This is a genomic window from Streptomyces sp. NPDC049627, from assembly GCF_044465645.1.
Classification (GTDB): domain Bacteria; phylum Actinomycetota; class Actinomycetes; order Streptomycetales; family Streptomycetaceae; genus Streptomyces.
Map to the genome: position 1 here is coordinate 93,340 of NZ_JBITLW010000007.1, position 22,691 is coordinate 116,030.

23 protein-coding genes and 1 pseudogene are annotated in these 22,691 nt (G+C 70.4%); 19 read left to right on the forward strand and 5 right to left on the reverse strand.

The window, feature by feature from the left end; translation table 11 throughout:
* The first annotated feature begins 41 nt into the window (after positions 1-41).
* From ACIBU0_RS20020 to ACIBU0_RS20030, 3 genes are read left to right on the forward strand one after another with little or no spacing between them, the layout of a single operon-like run.
* A complete protein-coding gene (locus tag ACIBU0_RS20020) occupies positions 42-1,499 on the forward strand; it encodes a menaquinone biosynthesis decarboxylase (RefSeq protein ID WP_398819893.1) in 1,458 nt (485 codons plus the stop codon).
* Entirely contained in the window at positions 1,496-2,398 is a 903-nt protein-coding gene (mqnP, locus tag ACIBU0_RS20025; protein WP_398819896.1) for a menaquinone biosynthesis prenyltransferase MqnP, read from the forward strand. The genes ACIBU0_RS20020 and mqnP overlap by 4 nt, the downstream gene beginning before the upstream one ends.
* A gap of 44 nt (positions 2,399-2,442) precedes the next feature.
* On the forward strand, positions 2,443-3,015 hold the full coding sequence (locus ACIBU0_RS20030) for a Uma2 family endonuclease (RefSeq protein ID WP_398819898.1): 573 nt from the start codon (positions 2,443-2,445) through the stop codon (positions 3,013-3,015).
* On the opposite strand, the gene ACIBU0_RS20035 is transcribed toward ACIBU0_RS20030, so the two are convergent.
* A complete protein-coding gene (locus tag ACIBU0_RS20035; protein ID WP_398819901.1) occupies positions 2,960-3,607 on the reverse strand; it encodes a rhomboid family intramembrane serine protease in 648 nt (215 codons plus the stop codon). The two genes, ACIBU0_RS20030 and ACIBU0_RS20035, sit on opposite strands and share 56 nt — an antisense overlap.
* A 90-nt stretch (positions 3,608-3,697) precedes the next feature.
* On the opposite strand from ACIBU0_RS20035, the gene ACIBU0_RS20040 reads away from it, so the two are divergent.
* From ACIBU0_RS20040 to ACIBU0_RS20080, 9 genes are all read left to right on the forward strand, one after another.
* Positions 3,698-4,381 carry a UbiX family flavin prenyltransferase gene (locus ACIBU0_RS20040; protein WP_398819904.1) on the forward strand — a complete coding sequence of 228 codons (684 nt, stop codon included), beginning with the start codon at positions 3,698-3,700 and terminating at the stop codon, positions 4,379-4,381.
* A gap of 80 nt (positions 4,382-4,461) precedes the next feature.
* A complete protein-coding gene (locus tag ACIBU0_RS20045) occupies positions 4,462-4,917 on the forward strand; it encodes an Lrp/AsnC family transcriptional regulator (RefSeq protein ID WP_398819907.1) in 456 nt (151 codons plus the stop codon).
* 41 nt (positions 4,918-4,958) lie between these two features.
* Positions 4,959-6,122, forward strand: a complete 1,164-nt coding sequence (gene mqnE / locus ACIBU0_RS20050) for an aminofutalosine synthase MqnE (RefSeq protein ID WP_398819910.1) — start codon at positions 4,959-4,961, stop codon at positions 6,120-6,122.
* A gap of 82 nt (positions 6,123-6,204) precedes the next feature.
* The gene (locus tag ACIBU0_RS20055; protein WP_398819913.1) at positions 6,205-6,864 is read left to right on the forward strand and encodes a UdgX family uracil-DNA binding protein; all 660 of its coding nucleotides are present in this window, start codon (positions 6,205-6,207) and stop codon (positions 6,862-6,864) included.
* 16 nt (positions 6,865-6,880) lie between these two features.
* Positions 6,881-7,405, forward strand: a complete 525-nt coding sequence (locus tag ACIBU0_RS20060) for a GNAT family N-acetyltransferase (RefSeq protein ID WP_398819916.1) — start codon at positions 6,881-6,883, stop codon at positions 7,403-7,405.
* A 107-nt stretch (positions 7,406-7,512) separates the two neighbouring features.
* Positions 7,513-7,830, forward strand: a complete 318-nt coding sequence (locus ACIBU0_RS20065) for a DUF4229 domain-containing protein (RefSeq protein ID WP_398819918.1) — start codon at positions 7,513-7,515, stop codon at positions 7,828-7,830.
* A gap of 197 nt (positions 7,831-8,027) precedes the next feature.
* A complete protein-coding gene (locus ACIBU0_RS20070) occupies positions 8,028-9,689 on the forward strand; it encodes an SPFH domain-containing protein (protein WP_398819921.1) in 1,662 nt (553 codons plus the stop codon).
* Positions 9,686-11,017, forward strand: a complete 1,332-nt coding sequence (locus tag ACIBU0_RS20075) for an SPFH domain-containing protein (protein WP_398819922.1) — start codon at positions 9,686-9,688, stop codon at positions 11,015-11,017. Before ACIBU0_RS20070 ends, ACIBU0_RS20075 begins: the two co-directional genes overlap by 4 nt.
* A 60-nt stretch (positions 11,018-11,077) precedes the next feature.
* Positions 11,078-11,740 (forward strand): TetR/AcrR family transcriptional regulator, encoded by a 663-nt coding sequence (locus tag ACIBU0_RS20080; RefSeq protein WP_398819925.1) that lies wholly within the window; start codon positions 11,078-11,080, stop codon positions 11,738-11,740.
* Here the strand turns inward: ACIBU0_RS20080 and ACIBU0_RS20085 are convergent.
* Both ACIBU0_RS20085 and ACIBU0_RS20090 read right to left on the reverse strand, forming a co-directional pair.
* A complete protein-coding gene (locus ACIBU0_RS20085; protein ID WP_398820829.1) occupies positions 11,725-12,567 on the reverse strand; it encodes a MaoC family dehydratase in 843 nt (280 codons plus the stop codon). The genes ACIBU0_RS20080 and ACIBU0_RS20085 overlap by 16 nt on opposite strands.
* Positions 12,567-13,871 carry a 3-oxoacyl-ACP reductase gene (locus tag ACIBU0_RS20090; protein ID WP_398819927.1) on the reverse strand — a complete coding sequence of 435 codons (1,305 nt, stop codon included), beginning with the start codon at positions 13,869-13,871 and terminating at the stop codon, positions 12,567-12,569. Before ACIBU0_RS20090 ends, ACIBU0_RS20085 begins: the two co-directional genes overlap by 1 nt.
* 100 nt (positions 13,872-13,971) lie before the next feature.
* Here ACIBU0_RS20090 and ACIBU0_RS20095 point away from each other — a divergent pair, with 100 nt between their 5' ends.
* The 4 genes from ACIBU0_RS20095 to ACIBU0_RS20110 all read left to right on the forward strand — a co-directional run bounded on the left by ACIBU0_RS20095 (position 13,972) and on the right by ACIBU0_RS20110 (position 19,131).
* The gene (locus ACIBU0_RS20095) at positions 13,972-15,258 is read left to right on the forward strand and encodes an acetyl-CoA C-acetyltransferase (protein WP_398819930.1); all 1,287 of its coding nucleotides are present in this window, start codon (positions 13,972-13,974) and stop codon (positions 15,256-15,258) included.
* Positions 15,259-15,495: 237 nt separating this feature from the next.
* The gene (locus ACIBU0_RS20100; protein WP_398819933.1) at positions 15,496-17,424 is read left to right on the forward strand and encodes an AMP-dependent synthetase/ligase; all 1,929 of its coding nucleotides are present in this window, start codon (positions 15,496-15,498) and stop codon (positions 17,422-17,424) included.
* Positions 17,425-17,537: 113 nt separating this feature from the next.
* A complete protein-coding gene (locus tag ACIBU0_RS20105; protein ID WP_398819936.1) occupies positions 17,538-18,185 on the forward strand; it encodes an RNA polymerase sigma factor in 648 nt (215 codons plus the stop codon).
* Positions 18,178-19,131, forward strand: a complete 954-nt coding sequence (locus ACIBU0_RS20110; RefSeq protein ID WP_398819939.1) for a CU044_5270 family protein — start codon at positions 18,178-18,180, stop codon at positions 19,129-19,131. The genes ACIBU0_RS20105 and ACIBU0_RS20110 overlap by 8 nt, the downstream gene beginning before the upstream one ends.
* A gap of 37 nt (positions 19,132-19,168) precedes the next feature.
* Here the strand turns inward: ACIBU0_RS20110 and ACIBU0_RS20115 are convergent, their stop codons facing one another.
* Complete coding sequence (locus tag ACIBU0_RS20115) at positions 19,169-19,399, reverse strand: hypothetical protein (protein ID WP_398820866.1); 231 nt, start codon at positions 19,397-19,399, stop codon at positions 19,169-19,171.
* On the opposite strand from ACIBU0_RS20115, the pseudogene ACIBU0_RS20120 reads away from it, so the two are divergent.
* Both ACIBU0_RS20120 and ACIBU0_RS20125 read left to right on the forward strand, forming a co-directional pair.
* Positions 19,362-19,604 (forward strand): annotated as a pseudogene (locus ACIBU0_RS20120) (nitroreductase family protein); the annotation flags it as partial. The gene ACIBU0_RS20115 and the pseudogene ACIBU0_RS20120 overlap by 38 nt on opposite strands.
* Positions 19,605-19,765: 161 nt before the next feature.
* A complete protein-coding gene (locus ACIBU0_RS20125; RefSeq protein WP_398819941.1) occupies positions 19,766-20,899 on the forward strand; it encodes a sugar ABC transporter substrate-binding protein in 1,134 nt (377 codons plus the stop codon).
* Positions 20,900-20,910: 11 nt separating this feature from the next.
* On the opposite strand, the gene ACIBU0_RS20130 is transcribed toward ACIBU0_RS20125, so the two are convergent.
* The gene (locus tag ACIBU0_RS20130) at positions 20,911-21,873 is read right to left on the reverse strand and encodes a LysR family transcriptional regulator (protein WP_398819944.1); all 963 of its coding nucleotides are present in this window, start codon (positions 21,871-21,873) and stop codon (positions 20,911-20,913) included.
* Positions 21,874-22,079: 206 nt separating this feature from the next.
* On the opposite strand from ACIBU0_RS20130, the gene ACIBU0_RS20135 reads away from it, so the two are divergent.
* Positions 22,080-22,655, forward strand: coding sequence for a DUF6817 domain-containing protein (locus ACIBU0_RS20135; protein ID WP_398820831.1), 576 nt, complete (start codon positions 22,080-22,082; stop codon positions 22,653-22,655).
* The last annotated feature ends 36 nt before the right edge of the window (positions 22,656-22,691 follow it).

Here is a 22,691-nt window from a genome sequence, read left to right on the forward strand (position 1 = left end):
GGGTTCAGGGCCAGGGTAGCCGCTCGGGGATACTTGACCCCATGGCTTACGACGATCTTCGTTCCCTGCTCAGGGCACTGGAGCGCGAAGGCGACCTCAAGCGCGTCAAGGCCGAGGTCGATCCGTATCTGGAGGTCGGGGAGATCGTCGACCGGGTGCAGAAGTCCGGCGGTCCCGCGCTGCTCTTCGAGAACGTGAAGGGCTCGTCCATGCCCCTCGCGATGAACGTCTTCGGCACCGACCGCCGACTGCTGAAGGCCCTGGGCCTGAAGTCGTACGGCGAGATCTCCGACAAGATCGGCGGCCTGCTCAGGCCCGAGCTGCCGCACGGGTTCGTCGGCGTCCGCGAGGCCTTCGGGAAGCTCGGCGCGATGACGCACGTACCGCCGAAGAAGGTGAAGTCGGACAACGCTCCCGTGCAGGAGGTCGTGCTGCACGGCGACGAGGTGGACCTGGACCGGCTCCCGGCCCTGTTCACCTGGCCCAAGGACGGCGGTTCCTTCTTCAACCTGGGGCTCACCCACACCAAGGACCCGGAGAGCGGCGTACGGAACCTCGGGCTGTACCGCCTCCAGCGCCATGACAAGCGCACGATCGGCATGCACTGGCAGATCCACAAGGACAGCCGGAACCACTACCAGGTGGCGGCGCGGCGCGGCGAGCGCCTTCCGGTCGCCATCGCCTTCGGATGTCCGCCCGCCGTGACCTACGCCTCCACCGCCCCGCTCCCCGGCGACATCGACGAGTACCTCTTCGCCGGGTTCATCGCGGGCAAGCGGATCGAGATGGTGGACTGCAAGACGGTCCCGCTCCAGGTCCCGGCGCAGGCCGAGGTCGTGCTGGAGGGCTGGCTGGAGCCCGGCGAGATGCTGCCGGAGGGGCCGTTCGGCGACCACACCGGCTTCTACACCCCGCAGGAGCCCTTCCCGGCCCTGAAGATCGACTGCGTGACGATGCGCCGCCGGCCCCTGCTCCAGTCGATCGTCGTCGGCAGGCCTCCGACGGAGGACGGCCCCCTGGGTCGCGCGACGGAGCGTTTCTTCTTGCCGTTGCTGAAGATCATCGTTCCGGACATCGTGGACTACCACCTGCCGGAGGCGGGCGGCTTCCACAACTGTGCGATCGTCTCGATCGACAAGAAGTACCCCAAGCACGCCCAGAAGACGATGCACGCGATCTGGGGCGCCCACATGATGTCCCTGACCAAGCTGATCGTGGTCGTCGACTCCGACTGCGACGTCCACGACCTGCACGAGGTCGCCTGGCGGGCCCTCGGCAACACCGACTACGCCCGTGACCTCACGGTCGTCGAAGGCCCCGTCGACCACCTCGACCACGCCTCCTACCAGCAGTTCTGGGGCGGCAAGGCGGGCATCGACGCGACGAAGAAGTGGCCCGAGGAGGGCTACACCCGCGACGGCGGCTGGCCGGACATGGTGGAGTCCGACCCCGAGACGGCGGCGAAGGTCGACCGCCGCTGGAAGGAGTACGGCCTTTGAGCAGCGCATCCGCCGCGATTCCGCAGCCAGGACGCACCAAGGCGTTCTTGCGTCTGGTGATGATCGAGCACTCGGTCTTCGCGCTGCCCTTCGCGTACATCGCCGCCCTCACCGCGATGTTCCAGTGGGACAAGAACATCCACTGGGGCCGGCTGCTCCTGGTGACCATCTGCATGGTGGGTCTGCGGACGTTTGCCATGGCGGTCAACCGGATCATCGACCGGGAGATCGACGCCCGTAACCCGCGGACGGCGCACCGTGAACTCGTGACCGGCGCGATGTCGGTGAAGCACGCCTGGACGGGCGCCCTGATCGCGGTCGCGGTCTTCCTGGGCTCGGCGGCGATGCTGAACCCCCTCTGCCTCGCCCTGGCCCCCATCGCGGTGATCCCGATGGTGGTCTACCCCTACGGCAAACGCTTCACGAACTTCCCGCAGGCCATCCTGGGCCTGGCCCAGGCGATGGGCCCGGTCGGCGGCTGGCTGGCGATCACCGGCGAGTGGTCGTGGACGGCCGTGATCCTGGGCCTCGCGGTCGGCATCTGGATCGGCGGCTTCGACCTGATCTACGCCTGCCAGGACGTCGACACCGACCGCGAGATCGGCGTCATGTCGGTCCCGGCCCGCTTCGGCATCCCGGCGGCGATCTGGGGGGCGCGCGTCTGTCACGCCGTGACGACGGGACTGTTCGTCTGGTACGCGGTCGTCACCGACGCCGGCGCCTTCTTCTGGCTGGGCCTGCTGATCGTGGCAGGCGCGTTCCTCTACGAGCACTCGATCGTGCGCCCGCATGACCTGTCCCGGGTGAACAGGGCGTTCTTCAGCGTCAACGGATTCATCGGGATTGCCCTGTTCGGGTGTGCGCTCCTGGATCTCTTGGTTCGAGGTCTGACCGTGTGATTACGGTGCGGCCTACCATCGAGTGCAGAGAGAGGGAGGCCGATGTGACCATCTCGGACAGCGACCGCCTGCACTCGCAGCTCGCCCGGTACGAGGACATGTTCCGCGGGTACCGGATGGAGATTGTCGAGGGCAACATCGTGATGAGTCCCCTCAGGCCGTTCCACAACGAGACCATCGTGCGGCTGTGGACGCAGTTGGAAGCTCAGCTCGGCACGGAGTGGGGTTTCATCAGTGATGTGGCCGTCCCCTTCAGCGACGACTTCGAGTTCTGTCCCGACCTCGCGATCATCCCCGCAGCCGAGAAGAACCGGAATCTGACCGCCTACTCACCGGATCTCATCGAGCTCGCGGTCGAGGTCGTTTCCCCGAGCAGTGTTCGCAACGACTACGAGGTCAAGAACAAGCAGTACGCGTCTCGGGGCATCCCCAACTACCTGATCTGCGATCCGCAGAAGGGACACGTCGTCACTCTCTGGAACCCCGGGCCCGACGGCTATCGGGGACGAGACACGCTCCCGTACGACGGCAAGGTGGCTGTGGAGACCAAGATCGGACGCCTCACGGTCGATACCAGCCGCCTTCCTGTGGACCCTGAGTCGCCCGACGCGTCCTGAGCGCGGCCCCGCCCGCCCGGCGCCGCAGCACGAACGCCGCCGCCACCCCCGCCGCCAGCCCCACCAGATGCCCCTGCCAGCTGACGCCGGACTGGGTCGGGGCGAGGCCCGCCAGGACCGAGCCGCCCCAGACCGCGCCCACCAACAGGCCTGCCAGGACGCCGAGAGGACGCCGCTCCACGAAGCCGGTGACCACGAGGAAGCCGAAGAGACCGAAGACCAGGCCGGAGGCGCCCGCGGTGTTGGTGCCGGACGGGGATATCAGCCACACGCCCAGGCCGTCGGCCACGATGATCAGGGCGCAGACAGCGGCGAACCGGCGTATCCCGCCGAGCGCCGCGATGAACCCGAGGACCAGCAGGGGCACGCTGTTCGCGGCGACGTGGGCGAAACCGAAGTGGATGAAGGAAGCCGGGACGACGTCCACCAGCTCGGAGGAGGTGCGCGGGATGATGCCGAAGCCGTCCAGCGCGTGCCCGCTGACCACGTCGATCACTTCCAGCAGCCACAACAGCGCGACCCAGCCGACCATCAGCTTCGCTGCGGCCTTCGCACGGTCACCGCGCGACCACTCGAGCTCCCCGACCGACATGGCACCCCCACTGATCCTTCGTCCCCTCCGGGGAACGCCCGGGCCCCCTTGGCCGGTTCCCACCCCGCGACGCCGGATAGGCTCGGTGTCGTGAACCCAGTCAAGCCAGGAGAGACACCGCGTACGCCTTGGATCGTAGGGGTCTCCGGCGCTTCCGGCACCCCCTATGCCGCCTCGGTGCTGCGTGCGCTGCTCGACGCCGGCGAGAGCGTCGACCTGGTGGTGTCCCGGGCCTCGCGGCTGACGCTGCTCGACGAGACCGGGATCTCCTTCCGGGACGCGCACTGGCAGGACGACCTGCGGGAATGGCTGTCGCGGGGAGCCGACGGCAAGCCGGGGACCTTCCGGGTGGACATCGAGGGCGTACGGCACTGGAGCGCGGGCGACCTCGCCGCCGGTCCGTCCTCGGGGTCGTACCCCGCGAAGGGCATGCTGATCGTTCCGGCCTCCACGGCCTGCGTGGCGGGCGTCGCGCTCGGCCTGTCGAAGGACCTGTTGCAGCGCGCGGCGAGCGTGACCCTCAAGGAGGGGCGCAAGCTGGTCGTGGCCGTTCGGGAGACCCCGCTGAACGGCCAGACCCTGCGGCACCTGGTGACGCTGGACGACGCGGGCGCGACCGTGGTGCCCGCCTCGCCGGCCTTCTACGCGGGGGCGACGCACATCCAGGACCTGGTGGACTTCGTCGCCGGACGGGTCCTCGACGCGGCGGGCGTCGAACACCGGCTCTACCGCCGGTGGAAGGGCGAACTCGGCGGCGCGGCCCGCACGACATGAACGCCCTCTGAGCAAGTCGCAGTACCTCGCATCACTTCGGGAACCATTCAAGATCTCTTCAGCGGAAGGCTTCGAATCGCATGGACGCGGTGGACAGGCAGCTCATCCAGGCCCTGAGGGAGAACGGCCGGGCCTCCTACGCGGAGCTGGGACGCCTCGTCGGCCTGTCGGGACCCAGTGTCACCGACCGCATCAACCGGCTGGAGGCGGCCGGTGTCATCACCGGCTACCGCGCCACCGTCGACGCCGCCTCGCTCGGCCTCGGCGTCACCGCGCTGATCGGCATCTCGCTCTCCGACGCCACCGACCACGAGGACGTGGCGAACCGCCTGCGGGACCTGGGCGAGATCGAGGACTGCTGGTTCATCGCCGGCGACGACTCCTACATGCTCAAGGTACGCGCGGCCGACGTGGACGGCCTGGAGAAGATCATCCGGCGGCTGTCCGGCACCAAGGGTGTGTCCCGGACCCGTACGACGATCGTGCTCTCCACGAAGTGGGAGAACCGGGTCGGGGAACTGCCCGAAGAGGCGTAGACGTACGGTTGCTGGACAGGTCGTCGTAGAAAGGTGTGGGCATGGACGTCGGGCTCAAGCGCGAGCTGGAGGAGAAGGTCAGGGCCGGTGAGCGGCTGACCCGCGAGGACGGCATCGCGCTGTACGAGTCGGACGACCTGGCGTGGCTGGGCGGCCTCGCGCACGAGGTGCGCACCCGCAAGAACGGCGACGTGGTCCACTTCAACGTCAACCGTCACCTCAACATGACCAACGTGTGCACGGCGTCCTGCGCCTACTGCTCCTTCCAGCGCAAGCCGGGCGAGAAGGACGCGTACACGATGCGCATCGAGGAGGCGGTGAAGCTCGCCAAGGCGATGGAGAGCGAGAACCTCACCGAACTGCACATCGTCAACGGCCTGCACCCGAACCTCCCGTGGCGCTACTACCCGCGCTCGCTGCGGGAGCTGAAGGCGGCGCTTCCGAACGTCTCGCTCAAGGCCTTCACGGCGACGGAGATCCACCACTTCGAGACGATCAGCGGTCTGTCGGCGTCCGAGATCCTGGACGAGCTGATCGACGCGGGTCTGGAGTCGTTGACCGGCGGTGGCGCGGAGATCTTCGACTGGGAGGTCCGGCAGCACATCGTGGACCACCGCACCCACTGGGAGGACTGGTCCCGTATCCACCGCCTGGCGCACGAGAAGGGTCTGAAGACCCCGTGCACCATGCTGTACGGCCACATCGAGGAGCCGCGGCACCGGGTGGATCATGTGCTGAGGCTGCGCGAGCTGCAGGACGAGACGGGTGGCTTCCAGGTCTTCATTCCGCTCCGCTACCAGCACGACTTCGTCGACATGAAGGACGGCAAGGTCCGCAACCGCCTCCAGGCCCGCACCCAGATGGCCACCGGCGCGGAGGCCCTGAAGACCTTCGCGGTGTCGCGCCTGCTCTTCGACAACGTCCCGCACGTCAAGGTCTTCTGGGTCATGCACGGCGTCCAGACCGCCCAGCTGGCCCTCCAGCACGGCGCCGACGACATGGACGGCTCGGTCGTCGAGTACAAGATCACCCACGACGCGGACAACTACGGCACGCCCAACAAGCTGACGCGCGAGGACCTTCTCGACCTCATCCGGGACGCGGGCTTCCGTCCGGTGGAGCGGAACACGCGGTACGAGATCATCCGGGAGTACGAGGGTCCGGATCCGCTGCTCCGGGAGTCGCCGCAGCCGATGAGGGTTTGATTTCCGGGAGCGGGACTGCGCCGCCCTGTGAACCGGCGGACCCCTCCTGGTAGCCGCCTCGGACGAGGGGTACTCGTCCGCCATGGTGAGCACAAAGGCACCCGAGGACGCCTACACCGCTGCACCCTTCGTTCCGGACCGCGGCGGCCTCCCCGCTCTGCGCAAGGCCGCCGCCGAGTGCCGGGGCTGTCCCCTGCACCGCAACGCGACCCAGACCGTGTTCGGCGCCGGGGACAAGAACGCCCGCGTGATGCTCGTCGGCGAACAACCCGGCGACCAGGAGGACCGCCAGGGCAAACCGTTCGTGGGCCCCGCCGGTCGCCTCCTGGACCGCGCCCTGGAGGAGGCCGGCATCGACCCCTCCGAGGCCTACGTCACCAATGCCGTGAAGCACTTCAAGTTCACGCAGGCGGAACCCCGCAAGCGCCGTATCCACAAGGCACCGTCGCTGAGGGAGATGACGGCCTGCGGCCCGTGGCTGGCCGCGGAGCTCGCCGTCGTGGAGCCCGAGCTGATCGTGATCCTGGGAGCGACCGCGGGCAAGGCGCTGCTGGGCTCGTCGTTCCGGGTCGGTGAGGTGCGCGGGGCGCTGCTGGAACGGGAGATCCACGGGCGGCAGGAGAAGCTGGTGGCCACGGTCCACCCGTCGTCGGTCCTGCGGGCACAGGACGACGCGGACCGGAAGGCCGCGTACGAAGGTCTGGTCTCGGACCTGAAGGTGGCGGCGCGGGCACTCTCGTAATGGTTACGATGGCCTGGTGCCACTTACTTTTACTCTCGACCCCGCCGTCACTCCCGCCCTCCGCGACGGCATCCTCGACGTGTGGACCGACGTCTCCAACGCGGGCGGAGCCGTGGGCTTCGTGCCGCCGGTGACGCGGGAGGCGGTCCGGCCGTCGCTCGTGAAGCACTTCGTGGCGATGGCGGAGGGGCAGAGCCGGCTGCTCATCGGGCACGACGAGGCCGGCGAGGTGGCCGCGACGGCCTTCTTCACCTTCAACACGCACCCCCTGATGACCCACTGGGTGTGGCTGTACACGGTGATGGTTCATCCGCGGCACCAGGGCAAGGGCTACGGCCGCGACCTGCTGGCGGCCGCCGAGCGGTCCGCCCGCACCTTCGACGGCATCGAGGCGATACGCCTCACCTGCCGCGGCGGCGTCGGCCTGGAGCGCTTCTACGGCTCCTGCGGCTACAAGGAGGTCGGCCGGATCCCGGACGCGATCCGGATCGCCCCGGGCGAGGACCGCGACGACGTGATCATGCTGCTGCCGCTCGGCTGAGCCCGGCCCGGGGCGTCCGTACGCCCTGCCGACCCCCCTGCAAGATCGGCTGCCCCGCGTGCTTCACTGGACAGTGGCCCTTTTTGGAATCGGAAGAGTGGATTGAGATGCTCCGCTACACACTGATGCGCCTCGGGATCTTCGTGGGCTGCCTCGTGGTCGTCTGGGGCCTCGTCTACTCCGGCCTCGCCCCGCGCGGCCTCGGCGACTCCAACGGCATGTGGATCATTCTGCTCGCCCTGGTGCTCTCGGCCCCGATCAGCTTCGTCCTCCTGCGCAAGGAGCGCGACCGCGCCTCCGTCCGGATCGTCCAGAAGGTCGACCGGATGAAGGCCAACCTGGAGGCGAACCGCAGCCAGGAGGACGCGGCCGTCGACTCGGCGCAGGCGCAGGCACAGGGGCACGCTTCTTCGCAGGCTTCGTAGGACCGCCGCCCGATTGCCTCCGGGTCTTCCGGCCCGGCCTCTAGCGACCCCGCAGCCATACCGGGGGGTAACCGCACGGGCCGACCCCCTTACCCTGGCCGGGATCATGATGTGGGATGGCTGGAACCACATCGGCCCGACCGGTGTATCACCAGTAGGACCCGCATCCGACGGGCATCGCAACACAAGGGGGAACCGTGGCACGAGGGCGAGCGCGTGCGCAGCAGGGCGCACAACGCGTTGCCGAAGCCGTCGCCTCCGGCACCGATCCGCGGAAGGCCGCGCAGGAGGAACTGCGGCGGCAGATCGGCGGACGAGGGACGCAGGGCGCCGACGGCGAGGAGTACGACGCGCAGGGCTGGGCCATCGACCCGTCCGACTTCCTGGCCGCCCGGGAGCAGGGCGGCTCCACCGCCACCGTCATGCGGCAGAAGACCGTGCCGCTGGACGAGGCGGGCGAGGCGCTCGGCCGTAGCGAGCAGGTGCGCGAGGGCGGCGAGGTGGCGCACGCCATCTGCCCGATGGTGATGCCCAAGGGCCGCTCGTTCGTCTCCATGCTGCCGGTGCTGATGCTGCTCGTGCTGGGCGCCGTGGGCGCGGGAGTGGTGGGCGCGGCCGGTGCCGACGTGCTGACCAACCCGCTGTTCGGCGTGCACTACTGGGTCATCGCGGTGCTGGCCGTCGCCTTCGTGTGGTGGCGGCAGGGCATGGTCATGGTGCCGGACGGCTGCCAGGCGCTGATCACCCGGTTCGGCAAGCTGGAGAAGATCGTCGGCCCGGGCCGGGTCGTGCTGCTGAGCCCGTGGAAGCGGGTGTCGTACATCGTCAACACCACGCGCGAGTACCCGTTCAACGCGCCCGTGCGCGAGGCACCGACCAAGGGCGGCGTGAAGGCGTCGATCGACCTGTTCATCCAGTTCCGGATCAGCGACCCCACCGAGTTCGTCTACACGCTGGGCGCGGTGCGCGGCTTCGAGGAGAAGCTGAGCAACGCGGTGAGCGAGACGATCCGCACCCTCGTCTACGAGCAGGAAGCCGCCGGCATCTACGACATGGTCGGCGAGGACACCGGCCGCCTGCTGGAGCAGCTCAACCAGCAGTTCCGCCCGGCCGTCGAGCTCACCAACGCCAACATCACCCACGCCGAGCCCTCCGACCAGCGCTACCGCATGGACCTGGCGGCGCCCGAGATGGTGCGAGTGGCCAAGGAGGCGTACACCCACGAGTACGCGCTCCAGCTCCGCAAGGAACAGGACGAGGGCGACCTCACCCGGGAACTGGCCTCCAGCCTGGAGACGCTCTCCGCGATCCAGGCCGACATCGCCCAGTACCAGGCGCAGATGGACACGGCCGTGGAGCGCGAGACCAACCGCGCCGAGGCGCTCGCCCGGCAGCGCTACGTCCAGGCCGAGTCGGAGGCGAAGGCCAACGCGGCGCTGCTCGAAGCGCAGGCGCTGGACATCCGCGCGGTGACCGCGGCCGAGGCGCCGGAGATCCTGGAGTACCGCTACCAGCAGCAGGTGCTGGACACGCTGGAGCAGGTGGCCGACCACCTGCCGCGGCTCGTTCGCATCGGCGGCACCGCGGATGCGGGGATCGACTTCCTGGAGCTGGCCCGCGAGCTGGTCGGCGAGCGCGGCACGGAACTGTTCTCCGAAGAGGACATGGCCGCCGTACGGTCGCGGCTCGCCGAGGTGTCCGAGCGGATCGCCGCGCGCGAGGCGGAGATCGGCGCGCTGCTGGCGGCCGAGCGGCCGACGGTGCCGCAGGTGCCCGAACAGCCCGAGCCGGCCGACGGCTCTCCCGACTCGTCCGACCGCTCCGACCGCTCCGACGTGTCCGAGGAGGCCGCCCAGTGAGCAGCGCCCGTTCCCACCGCCGCTCGGTCATCTCCGAGTCCGTCGCCCCCTGGAGCGAGATCGCGCGGCTGCTGCGCGGCGGCGAGGCCGACACCCTGATCCCGGTCATCATCCCCCGCCACCGGCGCCGCCTGTGGTGGATGCTGCCGCTGTGGCTCGGCGTCTACGCCCTTCTGGCGGGCGTGATGCTGTCCCTGGGCGAGGCGGACTCCACCGCCGGGGACCTCGCCTACGACACCCTCGCCGTCCTCTCCTACGTCGGCGGCGTCGTCCTGCTGCTGATCGGCGCGCTGTGGTGGTGGCGCTCCTCGATCGTCGAGATCGAGCAGGGCACCAACGGTGTGCTGACCCGCTACGGCGCCGTCACCCGCACCCTCGACGCCGGCCGCCACTACCTGTGGCACCCGTGGTCCCGGGTGGACTTCGTCGTCGACACCGCCACCGAAATCCCGTACTCCGCGCCGGTCATGGCCTGCCCGACGCAGGAGAACGTGCCGCTGCGCTCGATCGAGTTCTTCCTGAAGTTCCGCATCACCGACGCCGTGCTGTTCGTCCGCACCATCGGCGCGGGCAACTTCGACCTGGTGCTCTCCAGCGCCGTCCAGGACGCGATCCGGCAGCGCGCCCGCAAGATGCGCACCGAGCGGGCGTACGACCTGCGCGGCTCGGACGTGGCCGACATGCAGGAGTTGCTCAACCGCCAGCTGTCCGGCTACGGCGTGCGCATCACCGGCTCCAACATCCCGGACGTGCAGCTGCCGACGCAGTACCAGCAGCACCTGGCCACCCGGGAGCGGGTCGCCAAGGAGCGCGCCGCGTACGAGCAGGAGTGGGGGCTGATCCGCAAGCGCCGGATCGACCAGCTGGGCATGGACATCGAGCGCGCCAAGAAGGTGCGCGACGCCCGGATCGTCGAGGTCAAGGCCGCGCTGAACCGGGCCCGCGAAGAGGTCGCCCAGCTGCTGGAGCAGCAGGAGACCAACGCGCAGCGTGTGCGGTTCGAGATCGAGACGCGGGGCCGCAGCGGTCTGATCGCCGCCGAGAACGAGGCACGCGCCCAGCGCGCCCTCGCCAAGGCCTACCGCGACAACCGCGCCGTCCTGCAGTACGAACTGGCCCGGCGTCGCCTGGAAGTGGGCGCGAAGCTCGCGGGCAAGGCCCCGCAGCCGGTGGTCGTCCGCACCGACGGCACGAGCGCCGACACCTCGGCCCTGTCCACCCTGCTCACCGCGCAGCTGCTGCCCCGGCTGACGGCCCTGCCGTCGGTGGACGGCAAGGCGTTGACCGACCGGATCGCGCGGTTCCAGGACGACGGGCACGACGAGTAGGAGCCAGCGGTTGCAGCGGGCCGGGTGGGATCGCCCCTTCCGGCCCGTACGCTAATCGCCATGGGTGCTGTGAAGACCAAGCGGATGCCGCGTGCCGTCCGTGAGCAGCAGATGCTGGACGCCGCCGTGCGGACCTTCGGTCAGCGGGGGTACATGGCCGCGTCGATGGACGAGATCGCCGAACTCGCGGGCGTGTCGAAGCCGTTGGTGTATCTGTACCTGAATTCGAAGGAAGACCTCTTCACCGCCTGCATCCGGCGGGAGGCCGCCGCGCTCACCGAGGCCGTCCGCGCGGGCGTGCGCCGGGACCTGCCGGCCGACCGCCAACTCTGGGACGGGCTGGGCGCGTTCTTCGCGCACACCTCGCAGAACCCGGACGGCTGGTCCGTCCTGCACCTCCAGGCCCGCACCCATGGCGAGCCGTTCGCCTCCGAGGTCGCCGCGATGCGCGCGGAGATCGTCGCGTTCGTGACCCAGCTGATCCTCGCGGCGGCCCGGGAGGCCCATCGCGACCCCGACCTCCCCGAGCGCGAGGTCGCCGGTCTCGCCGAGGCGCTGGTCGGCGCCGCCGAGTCGCTCGCCGACTGGGCCAACGCCACGCCGGGCGTGACGGCGAGGGAGGCAGCGGCCACCCTGATGAACTTCGCGTGGTCGGGGCTGGGCAATCTCATGGGCGGCCGGCCCTGGACGCCGCCGGAGGCCACGCCTCAGGCGAGCGGATGAACCCGGCCGCTCACGTGCACGCGCTCCGCTGACCCACTTCGCAGCTCGAACCGCCCGCCCTCCGCCGCGTACGTCACCGTCCCCGGCAGCAGCACCGGCGCCCGGAACTGGGCTTGCACCAGCACCGCCTCCGGGGTGCCGTGCGCGGCGAGGCAGCGGGCCACCGTCCACATGCCGTGCGCGATGGCGCGCGGGAAGCCGAACAGGCGGGCGGTGAGCGGATGGAGGTGGATGGGGTTCCGGTCGCCGGAAGCGGCGCCATAGCGTCGCCCGACGTCGGCGCCGAGCCGCCATTCGGCGATGGCGGGCAGTGGTTTGTGTTCCTGTGCGGGTGGTGCCGCCGCGGCGCTGCCGGTGCGGTGCCGGGCCAGATAGGTGCTCCGCGACTCCCAGACCACCTCATCGCCGGCCCGTATCTCGGTGATCACGGAGGCCTCCGTACCGCGCCGGTGCGGCGCAAGTCCATCGATGTGCACGGAGAGTTCGTACGCGCCGGTGGCCGTCAGCGCCGTGTGCCGGGTGATCTCGATCGACGTATGGACGAGCCCGAGCAGTGGCAGCGGAAAGTCCCGGCCGCTCATCAGCCGCATCGCCATCGGGAAGCCGAGCACATGCGGATACGTCACCGGCAAGGCGTCCTCCCCGGTGGGGAACCCGCACACCCGCTCGTACGCCGCGAGCCGGCCGAGGTCGACGCGCAGGCCCGGCAGGACGAGTCGGGTGCGCGGGAACTCCGCGTCGGGGCTCGGGCGTTTGAAGAGTGACAGCAGGGCGCCCCGGGCGAGCAGGGGTGTGAGGGAAGGAGCACTGGTGAGGACGAGTGACATCACGCCCCCAACAGGCTCTGGCCGCATACGCGTACGACCTGGCCGTTGACGGCTCCGGCCCCGGGATCGGCCAGCCAGGCGGTCGTCTCGGCGACGTCGACCGGCAGTCCGCCTTGCGCGAGGGAGTTCATCCGGCGCCCCGCCTCCCGGATGAACAAGGGAATCGCGGCGGTCATCTTCGTCTCGATGAATCCCGGCGCGACCGCGTTGACCGTCACCCCGTGCTCGGCGAGCGCGCGCGGCGCGAGGGAGCGGACCAGGCCGACGATGCCCGCCTTGCTCGCGCCGTAGTTGGTCTGACCGGCGTTCCCCGCCAGCCCCGCGATGGACGCCGTCGCCACGATCCGGCCGCCCCGCCTCAGGCAGCCGCTCGTCAAAAGCGCGTCCGTCGTGCGCAACACGCTCGCGAGATTGACGTCCAGTACCGAACTCCAGCGCTCGGCGGGCATGTTGACCAGGCGCCGGTCGCGGGTGATCCCGGCGTTGTGGACCAGGACGTCCAGCCCGTCGGGCAGCGCGGCCGCGATGCGTTCGCCCGCGTCGGGGGCGGTGATGTCGAGCGCGAGGGCGGTGCCGCCGAGCCGGTCGGCCACGCGCCGCGCGTCCTGCTCGGCCTGCGGCACGTCCAGGACGACGACCCGGGCGCCGTCCCGGGCCAGCGTCTCGGCGACCGCCTCGCCGATGCCGCGTGCGGCGCCGGTGATCAGGGCGGTGCGGCCGCTGAGGGGGCGGTCCGGGTCGGCGGGCGGGGCGATCTCGTCGTGGGCACCGACTTCGATCACCTGGCCGCTGATGTACGCCGATCTGGGAGAGAGGAGGAAGCGCAGGGTGGACGCGGCCGCGCGTGCGTCCGTCAGCCGCAGGAGATTCACCGTCCGCCCGCGTCCGATCTCCTTGCCGAGGGAGCGCGTGAAGCCCTCCAGGGCCTGCTGGGCGGCCGCCTGGTGGTGGTCGGCCGGGTCGAGGGGTGCGCCGAGGACGACGATCCGGCCGCTCTCGGCGACCGACCGTACGACGGGGTGGAGGGCCGCGTGCACCTCGGTGAGCGTCTCGACGTCCCGGACGCCGGTGGCATCCAGGAGGACAGCGGCCGGCTTCTCGGCGGAGACCGTCAGGCCGAGGCCCTTGTCGGCGTCGGCGAGGGCGAGGTCCGACCTGCCGGCCGTGAGCAGCAGCCGGTCGCCCTCCAGCGCGGGCCCCTGCGGTGACCAGCGTTTCAGCGCCGCGGGCTGCGGCAACCCGAGGCGGCGGGTGAGGAAGCGACCGGGCGCGGTGCCGGTGAAGGTCAGATAGCGATCGGCCATGTCCAACTCCCAGTGCCCTCCGGTGCTGACTCCAGAGTAAGGTTACCCGAGGTAAGCCAAGGTGACGTGAGGAGTGGGTGGAGATGAGGAGTGAGCGGAGATGAGCCTTCCGACGGCGCCGACGGTACGGCGCATCGCGGTCATCGGCGGCACCCGCGTCCCGTTCGCCCGCTCGGACGGCCCGTACGCCACCGCCTCCAACCAGGACATGCTCACGGCTGTCGTCGACGGCCTGGTCGAGCGGTACGCGCTCGATGGCCCGGGTGCGGTCGGAGAGTTCGTCGCCGGGGCCGTCCTCAAGCACAGCCGCGATTTCAACCTCGCCCGCGAGACCGTCCTCGGCTCGAAGCTGGACGCGCGCACGCCCGCGTACGACATCCAGCAGGCCTGCGGCACCGGGCTGCAGGCCGTCATCGCCGCCGCCAACAAGATCGCGCTCGGCCAGACCGAGTCGGCGATCGCGGGAGGCGCGGACACGGCGAGCGACGCGCCCCTCGGTGTCAACTACGAGCTGCGCCGGATCCTGCTTCAGGCCCGGCGGGCCAAGTCGCTCGGCGGGCGGCTCAAGGCCCTCACGCAGGTCCGCCCCGCCCACCTGATCCCCGACATCCCCCGCAACGCCGAGCCGCGCACCCACCTCTCCATGGGCGAGCACGCCGCCGTCACCGCCCACGCCTGGGGCATCACCCGCGAGGCCCAGGACGAGCTGGCGGCGGCGAGTCACCGGCGGCTGGCGGCGGCCTACGAGCGCGGTTTCTTCCAGGACCTGGTCGTGCCCTTCCGGGGCCTGGACCGGGACCAGAACCTGCGCCCCGGCTCGACGCCGGAGAAACTGGCCGCGCTGAAGCCGGTGTTCGGGCTCGACCGGCCCGACCCGACCATGACCGCGGGCAATTCGACGCCGCTGACGGACGGGGCGGCGGTCGTGCTGCTGGCGAGCGAGGAGTGGGCCGAGGCGCGGGGGCTGGAACCCCTCGCCTACCTCACCGCGTACGAGACGGCGGCCGTCGACTTCGTGCACGGTGATGTCGCGGACGGCGAGGACGGACTGCTGATGGCGCCCGCGTACGCCGTCCCGCGCATGCTGGAGCGGGCCGGACTCGCCCTCACCGACTTCGACTTCATCGAGGTCCACGAGGCCTTCGCATCCCAGGTGCTGGCCACGCTGGCGGCGTGGGAGAAGCGGGGTCTCGCCCCGGTGGACCGCGCCCGCCTGAATGTGAACGGATCCTCCCTGGCCACCGGTCACCCCTTCGCCGCGACCGGGGCGCGGATCGTGGCGACCTTGGCCAAGCTGCTGGCGGAGAAGGGCGGTTCGGGCCGCGGACTGATCTCGGTCTGCGCGGCGGGCGGGCAAGGGGTGACCGCGGTCCTGGAGCGGAGGTGATCGGGGGAGCCCGAGATGAACCTGAGGGGCCCTCACATAACCCCCGACGTTGCACATACCCGGCCCCGGACCCCCGCCGAACGCGCACAACCCTTACACGCGGGAGCCGTACGATCACCTGCCTAACCAGCGGTAACCCTTTCCGCAGGCCTCCGCAGGTGAACGCCACGGTGCGCGAGGCACGTACGTCATGCAGCAAGCAGTTTCTTCGCTGCACGCCCGCCGCAGGAGCCGCCCGTGTCCACCTCGCTTCCCTCCTTCGCCCCCTCGGCCGCATTCGACGACGCTCCCGGACCGGCCCTGGTCCAGCCCGAGACGCGGCGGCTGGACGGAGTCGTACGGGAGGCGTACGTACCGCCGTTCGCGCCTCCGGTGACCCACGGATCGCTCGCGGACCTGCCGTTCGACAACGCGAGCGCGGTTCCCGGCGCGGTGGTGCTCAGCCGCAGGGGCGAGGACGGGCGGTGGGCGGACGTGACGGCGAGTCAGTTCGCCGAGCAGGTGCAGTCGGTGGCCAAGGGGCTGATCGCCGAGGGGCTGATGCCGGGGGACCGGATCGCCGTCATGGCACGCACGCGCTACGAGTGGACGCTCCTCGACTTCGGGGCGTGGGCGGCCGGTCTGGTGACGGTTCCCGTCTACCCCACCTCCTCCCTCTTCCAGACCCGCTGGATCCTCCAGGACTCGGGCGCGGTCGCCCTGGTCACAGAGACCGCCGCGCAGGCGGCCGCCCTCGGCCCCGAACTGGACCGGGTGCCCGACCTGCGCCACATGTGGGTCATGGAGAAGGGCCATGTGGAGCGGCTGGCGGAGTCCGGGGCCCAGCAGCCGGACGGTGAGGTGGCCGTACGGCGCGGCATGCTGGCGCCGGACACGCTGGCGACGCTCATCTACACCTCGGGCACCACGGGCCGCCCCAAGGGCTGCGCGCTCACGCACGGCAATTTCTTCGCCGAGGTCGACAACGCGATCGAGCTGCTCTACCCGATCTTCAAGGCGAGGACGAGCGAAGAGGCGTCGGTGCTGCTCTTCCTCCCCATGTCGCACGTCTTCGGCCGGATGGTGGCGGTCGCCTGTATCCGGGCCCGGGTCCGCCTGGGCCACGCCCCGAGCATCAAGGCGGAGGACCTGCTGCCGGACCTGGCGGCCTTCCGCCCCACCTGCCTCCTGACGATCCCCTACATGCTGGAGAAGGTCTTCAACTCCGCCCGCGCCAAGGCCGAGGCGGGCGGCCGGGTGTCGTCCTTCGACCGCGCGGCATCGGTGGCCGAACGCTACGGCGAGGCGCTGGAGGCCCGGCAGGCGGGGACGGGCGGCGGCCCGAGCACGGCGCTCAAGACGGCCCGCGCCTTCTACGACCCCCTGGTGTACCGCCGTATCCGCAACGCGATGGGCGGCCGCGTGAAGTACGCGATCTGCGGCGGCTCCCCGCTCGGCCGCCGCCTGGCCGCCTTCTACGCCGGTGCGGGCATCGAGATCTACGAGGGCTACGGCCTCACGGAGACCACGGGCGCGGCGACCGTGACGCCCCCGCTCAAGCCCCGCCTGGGCACGGTGGGCTGGCCTCTGCCCGGCACCCGGGTCCGGATCGCCGCGGACGGCGAGATCCTCGTCTCCGGCGAGCAGGTGCTGCGCGGCTACTGGGACCCGGCGGCGGGCGGCGTGGTCCCCGCGGCGGCCGAGGGCTGGCTGGCGACCGGCGACATCGGCGAACTCGACGACGAGGGCTATCTGACCATCACCGGCCGCAAGAAGGAGATGCTGATCACGGCGGGCGGCAAGAGCGTGGCCCCGGCGCCCCTGGAGAACTGGCTGCGCTCGCACCCCCTGATCTCCCAGTGCATCGTCCTCGGCGACCGCCGCCCCTATGTCTCCGCCCTCATCACCCTGGACATGGACGGCGTCACCCACTGGCGCCGGATGAACGGCAAGCATCCGGTCCCCGCCGAACTCCTCGTCGCCGACGACGAGTTGCGGGCGATCCTGCAGCGCGCCGTGGACGAGGCCAACAAACTGGTCTCCCGCCCGGAGTCCATCCGCCGCTTCGCGATCCTGCCGACCGACTTCACGGAGATGGACGGCCATCTGACACCGTCCATGAAGCTGCGGCGGGATGCGGTGCTGCGGGACTTCGCGGTGGAGGTGGAGGGCCTGTACGCCAAGTAGCGTGTGATGCACCTCACTTGGTGGGGTGGAACTCGGCGACGGGTGTCGGCGAACAGCAGGAGACCATGACACCCGGTCTTCGAGGGATACGACATGAACCACAGAGGTAGGACGTGACGCTCCTGCCGAGCGCGGACGCAGCCTTCGCCACGGCAGCGGAGGCGACCGGCGGCTCCGACGGCTCGGTCATCGAACGGTCCTGGGCGACGCCCGACGCGTTCGCCGTGATCTTCGACCGCTACGCCGACGACATCCACCGCTACATCGCACGACGTCTGGGCTCCGACACCGCCGACGACCTGATGGCGGAGACGTTCGTGATCGCCTTCCAGCGACGCCGGCGCTACGACCTGTCGCACGCGCACGCCCGGCCCTGGCTGTACGGCATAGCGACCAACCTGATCGGCCGTCACCGCCGCGAGGAGGCCCGCCGGCTGAGGGCCCTGTCACGCATGGCGGCCCTGCCTCCCGGCCGGGAGGAGAGCGGTCCCGAGGAGGCGGTCACCGAAAGGCTCGGCGCCGGGGGGACACACGGCACGGTGGCCGGGGCGCTCGCCGCACTGCCCGCACGGTACCGGGACGTGCTGCTGGTCATCGCCTGGGGAGAGCTCGACTACGAGGAGGCCGCTCAGGCCCTGGGCGTACCCGTGGGCACAGTGCGCTCCCGCCTGCACAGAGCCCGTACCGGGTTGCGACGGGCCCTGGGCGGACCGGATCGCACCCCCTCGACCGCGCCTCAGAAGGAGACCGACCATGGATGAACTGACGACGGTGCGCGAATGGGGCACCGCCACCGCCCCGGACGGGCCCTCCGACCAGGCCCGCGCCGCCGCCCGAGCCCGCCTGCGGACCGCCATCGACGAGGAGTCCCGCAGCGCCGCGTCCCGCGGCCGGGTACTGAGCCGACGTGTCGTGTTCCGTGCCTCGCTCGCCGGCCTGAGCGCGGCGGCGGTGGGCGTCGCCGTCGTCGTGGCACGCGGCGACGAGGACGACGACACGCCCCGGCTGAGCACGGTCAGCGCGACGGAGGTGCTGCGCAGGGCCGCCCAGAGGACACGCGCCGAGGGCAGCGACCTGCCGGTGCCGCGCAACGACCAGTACTTCTACACGCAGACCTACATCACGCGGACGCCGGTGAAGGGCGGCAAAACCAGGACGTGGACCGACGAGAGCTGGATGTCGGTGGACGGTTCCAAGCCCTCCCTGCGGGAGGAGTACGGCAAGATCCACCACGACCCTCCGCTCGGCGAGCACGAGGTGAGATGGCCCCCCACCGTCTACTCCAAGCTCCAGACGATGCCGACCGACCCCGACGAACTCCTGAAGCAGTTCAGGCGCGTCGGCGGGGACTCGCCCAAGGCAGACATGCTTGCGTTCATGGAGGGCTGCATGTTGATGATGGGGCCCCGGGTGATGCCCCCCGGCCTGCAGGCCGGCGCCTTCGAAGCGTTGTCGAAGCTGCCCCGGATCCGCCTGGACTTCGACGACGTGGACGTCGTCGGCCGCAGCGCCGTCGGTGTCTCGTACCCCGAGGCGAACTGGACCTTCCTCTTCGATCGCCGGACGTACGACTACCTGGGCCTGCGGACCAAGGGCAGCGTGCCGAGGAAGGTCGGCAAGGACGACTGGGTGCAGAGCGGCTGGTACTGGGAGACCAGGACGCTGCAGGACATCCGGGTGGTCGACCGCATCGGGCAGCACGCCTGAGCCCTCGCACCGCGCGGGCCACCTTTACGGCTCCGGCTCAGCCCGACCGCTTGGCGGTCTTCAGCGCCCTCTCCAGCAGCCGGTCGGCCAGGTCCGTGAAGGCCGTGCTCAGGGACTTGTCGGTGGTCCGCTGGGCGTAGGACTGGAACACCAGCGCGGCCGTGGCCTGGACGGCGGGGGAGACGCGGTCCGGGATGAAGACGAGCTGCTGCTGGAGCTGCACGGGCAGGCAGTGGGCGGACGCGGGGATGTATGTGCAGACGGTCATGCTGCTGCTGAGGGCGGAAGGGCTGCACAGCTGTCCCCAGGTGATGTGGACGATGTATCGCAGGACCGTCAGCCGGGCAGGCGGAGCCGATGACGGGCCCGTGCTGCTCTGCGGTGTCGCGGTGGGATTCGAGAAGGAAGGCGTGCCACCCCTGCGTACCGGGCGGGCGGACCTGACGGAAACAGTGCGCTTCACCGGGGCATGACCGCACCGACGCCCCTGGACGCCCTGCGCACCGAAGGCAATTGAACAGCAAACGGTTGTCGTCTCGTTACGACAACCGCTTGACGTGACATGCCCTCGCCGCGTTGGCTACCGCCAACCCGGGTAGCAACGCCGCTCCTCCCCGCTCGGAAGGTCCCCCCAGTGAACGCTCGTACCCCCCACCCCTTCGCTGTACGCCGCATCGGCATAGCCCTCGCCGCATCCGTCTCGGCCCTGTCGCTCGCAGCGTGCGGGGTCGACGGCATCGGGGGCGGTGACAGCTCCGCGACGCCGGAGAAGGGTGACGACATCACGGTGGGGCTGCTGCTGCCCGACAAGGACACGGCGCGCTTCGAGAAGTTCGACCACCCGCTCATCCAGAAGGAAGTCGCCGCCCTCACCCACGGCAAGGGCAAGGTCGAGTACGCCAACGCCGAGGCCAGTCCGGACAAGCAGAGCCGGCAGTTCCAGCAGATGATCGACGACCGGGTGGACGTCATCCTGATCGACGCGCTGGACGCCAAGGCCATCGCCTCGGACGTGCAGAAGGCCAAGGACGCGGGCATTCCGGTCATCGCCTACGACCGGCTCGCCGAGGGCCCGATCGACGCGTACGTCTCACACGACAACGAGCTCGTCGGCGAGGTGCAGGGCCGCTCCCTCGTCGAGGAACTCGGCTCCAAGGCGGCGACCAGCAAGGTCGTCATGATGAACGGCGACCCCGCCGATCCGAACACGGCCCGGTTCAAGGAAGGCGCGATCGACGAGCTCGAGGGCGAGGTCGAGATCGTCAAGCGGTACGACACCGACAAGTGGTCGCCCGAGGTCGCCAAGAGGAACATGCAGAGAGCGATCGCCTCCGTCGGGGTGAACAACATCGCCGCCGTCTACTCGGCCAACGACGGTATGGCGGGCGCCGTCATCGATGCGCTGAAGGACGCCGGCGTCAGCAAGATGCCGCCGGTGACCGGGCAGGACGCGAACCTGGACGCGATCCAGCGGATCGTCGCGGGCGAGCAGTACATGACGGTCTACAAGCCGTTCGCGCAGGAGGCGACCAACGCCGCGAAGATGGCCGTGTACAAGGTCCAGGGCCGCGACATCGAGTTCGACGCGCTGACCCAGGACTCGGTCAGCAGTGGGTCGCAGAACGACATTCCGGCACAGCTGGTGGCCGTGGTCGCCGTCACCCGGAAGAACATCGAGAACACGGTGATCCAGGACGGCGTCTACACCGTCAAGGACATCTGCACCGCCGAGTACGCGGCGGACTGCGCGGCGATCGGCCTCAAGTAGGCCTGCGGGCCTCAAGTAGGCCTGCGTGGCGGTGGCGGGGTGCCGCGCCGGTATCCCTCCACCAGGTCCGCGAACGCCCTGGCCGGAGGGCTGAGCGCCTCCCAGCGCCGTACCGCCCAGCCGACGGGGAGGGGGCGCAGGGCGGGCACGGGAATCAGGCGCAGGTCGCCGGATCCGCCGTCGCCACCGCCCTCGCCACCGCTCCCGTCGTCGCCCTCGCCGGCGACGGGCAGCCCCGGCAGCGCGGGCACGATCGCCCGCCCGACCCCCAGCTCGGCCAGCAGCAGCGCGGTGTCCCAGTCGGCGACGCTCGTGTCGTGGGCGAACCGGACGCCCGACTCCGCGCAGGCCGCGTCCAGATGAGCGGCCGACGCGGAGTTCGGCGGCAGCCGGATCAGCCGTACGTCGTGCAGGTCGGCCCCGGCATCGACGTACGGCCGCTCGGCCAGCGGATCGTCGGCCCGCACCGCCAGCACCCACGGCAGCTCCACCACCGGCCGCTGCTCGATGCCGCGCACGGGCGGCCCGAGGGTGATCCAGGCCAGGTCGAGCGTGCCGTCGGCCAGCGCGTCGAAGCTGCCCCGGCCCGAACTCACCGTGCGGAACTCCAGGTTGACCCGGGGATGCCTGCGGCGGTACGCGACGACCGCCTCCGACATGAAGTGCCGTACGGTCGTCGCCCCCGTCGCCACGCGTACGTACCCGCTCTCGCCGTCGACGAGATCCCGCAGCTGTCGTATCGCCAGATCCAGCCCGGATATGCCCTCGGCGGCGGCCGCCTCCAGCACCCGCCCCGCCTGGGTCGGTACGACACCCCGGGGCTGCCGCTCCAGCAGCGCGACCCCGGTCTCCCGCTCCAGCCGCTTCACGTGCTGACTCACCGCGGACTGGGTGCAGCCCAGGTCCCGGGCCACCGAGCTCAGGCTCCCGGCCCGGCACACGGCCACGAACACACGCAGGTCATCGAGGGTCACAACCCCCAAGTTAACACTTGGGGTTGAGCAGAAATCCCAAGGATTGACTGCACTCTGCCCGGTGTACGACGATCCTCACGGGCCCGGGCGGCAACCCGCTCCACACCCTCGCCGGAGTCCGGACCGGTGCGGGGGAGGGAGCGGGTGCCGACCCAAGACGACGACGAGCGCCACGACCGGATGCGCCGAAAGGACGGCACGTGTCGATTCCCGCCGCTCAGGCCGAGTCCTTGCTGGAGGATCTCGGCGCCGCCGGCATCCCGCACCCCGGAGGCACCCTTCTCGCCCACCTGCGGCGGGTGCGGTCTCGCCTCGCCGCCTGGAACGCCCGCCCGGCGCTGCAACTCGCCGGTCTGTGTCACGCGTTCTACGGCACCGACGGCTTTCCGGTCGCCCTGCTGCCCCTCGATCGCCGTGGCGAGCTGGTGGAGGCGATCGGCGCGGAGGCGGAGTCGATCGTCCACTTCTACGCTGCCTGCGACCGCGCGGCCACGTATCCGGCGCTGGCGGAGCACGGCTCCGAGGTTCGCGACCGCTTCACGGGCCGGTGCCACACCCCCGACCTGCGTCTGCGCCGCGACTTCGCCGAGATCACCGCCGCCAACGAACTCGACCTCGCCGACCACGATCCGGCGTTCCGTGAGCAGTACGGCGCCGACCTGTTCGCCTTGTTCAGCCGCTTCCGGCCGTTGCTGAGCGAACCGGCCTGGAAGGACTGTCTGACCCTTGACTTCACAGGGCAGTCGCGTCACATTCGCATTTCTGACACATCGTCAGGATGATCGGGGACGGTCGGTCCGGGCGCAGACGGGAGCGGC

Coding starts and splice junctions, on each gene's coding strand:
- ACIBU0_RS20020 (WP_398819893.1), top strand. CDS start 42: ATGGCTTACGACGATCTTCGTTCCCTGCTCAGGGCACTGGAGCGCGAA.
- ACIBU0_RS20080 (WP_398819925.1), top strand. CDS start 11,078: ATGGGTGCTGTGAAGACCAAGCGGATGCCGCGTGCCGTCCGTGAGCAG.
- ACIBU0_RS20055 (WP_398819913.1), top strand. CDS start 6,205: ATGGTGAGCACAAAGGCACCCGAGGACGCCTACACCGCTGCACCCTTC.
- ACIBU0_RS20085 (WP_398820829.1), bottom strand. CDS start 12,567: ATGTCACTCGTCCTCACCAGTGCTCCTTCCCTCACACCCCTGCTCGCC.
- ACIBU0_RS20065 (WP_398819918.1), top strand. CDS start 7,513: ATGCTCCGCTACACACTGATGCGCCTCGGGATCTTCGTGGGCTGCCTC.
- ACIBU0_RS20035 (WP_398819901.1), bottom strand. CDS start 3,607: ATGTCGGTCGGGGAGCTCGAGTGGTCGCGCGGTGACCGTGCGAAGGCC.
- ACIBU0_RS20110 (WP_398819939.1), top strand. CDS start 18,178: ATGGATGAACTGACGACGGTGCGCGAATGGGGCACCGCCACCGCCCCG.
- ACIBU0_RS20090 (WP_398819927.1), bottom strand. CDS start 13,871: ATGGCCGATCGCTATCTGACCTTCACCGGCACCGCGCCCGGTCGCTTC.
- mqnE (WP_398819910.1), top strand. CDS start 4,959: ATGGACGTCGGGCTCAAGCGCGAGCTGGAGGAGAAGGTCAGGGCCGGT.
- ACIBU0_RS20095 (WP_398819930.1), top strand. CDS start 13,972: ATGAGCCTTCCGACGGCGCCGACGGTACGGCGCATCGCGGTCATCGGC.
- ACIBU0_RS20045 (WP_398819907.1), top strand. CDS start 4,462: ATGGACGCGGTGGACAGGCAGCTCATCCAGGCCCTGAGGGAGAACGGC.
- ACIBU0_RS20115 (WP_398820866.1), bottom strand. CDS start 19,399: ATGACCGTCTGCACATACATCCCCGCGTCCGCCCACTGCCTGCCCGTG.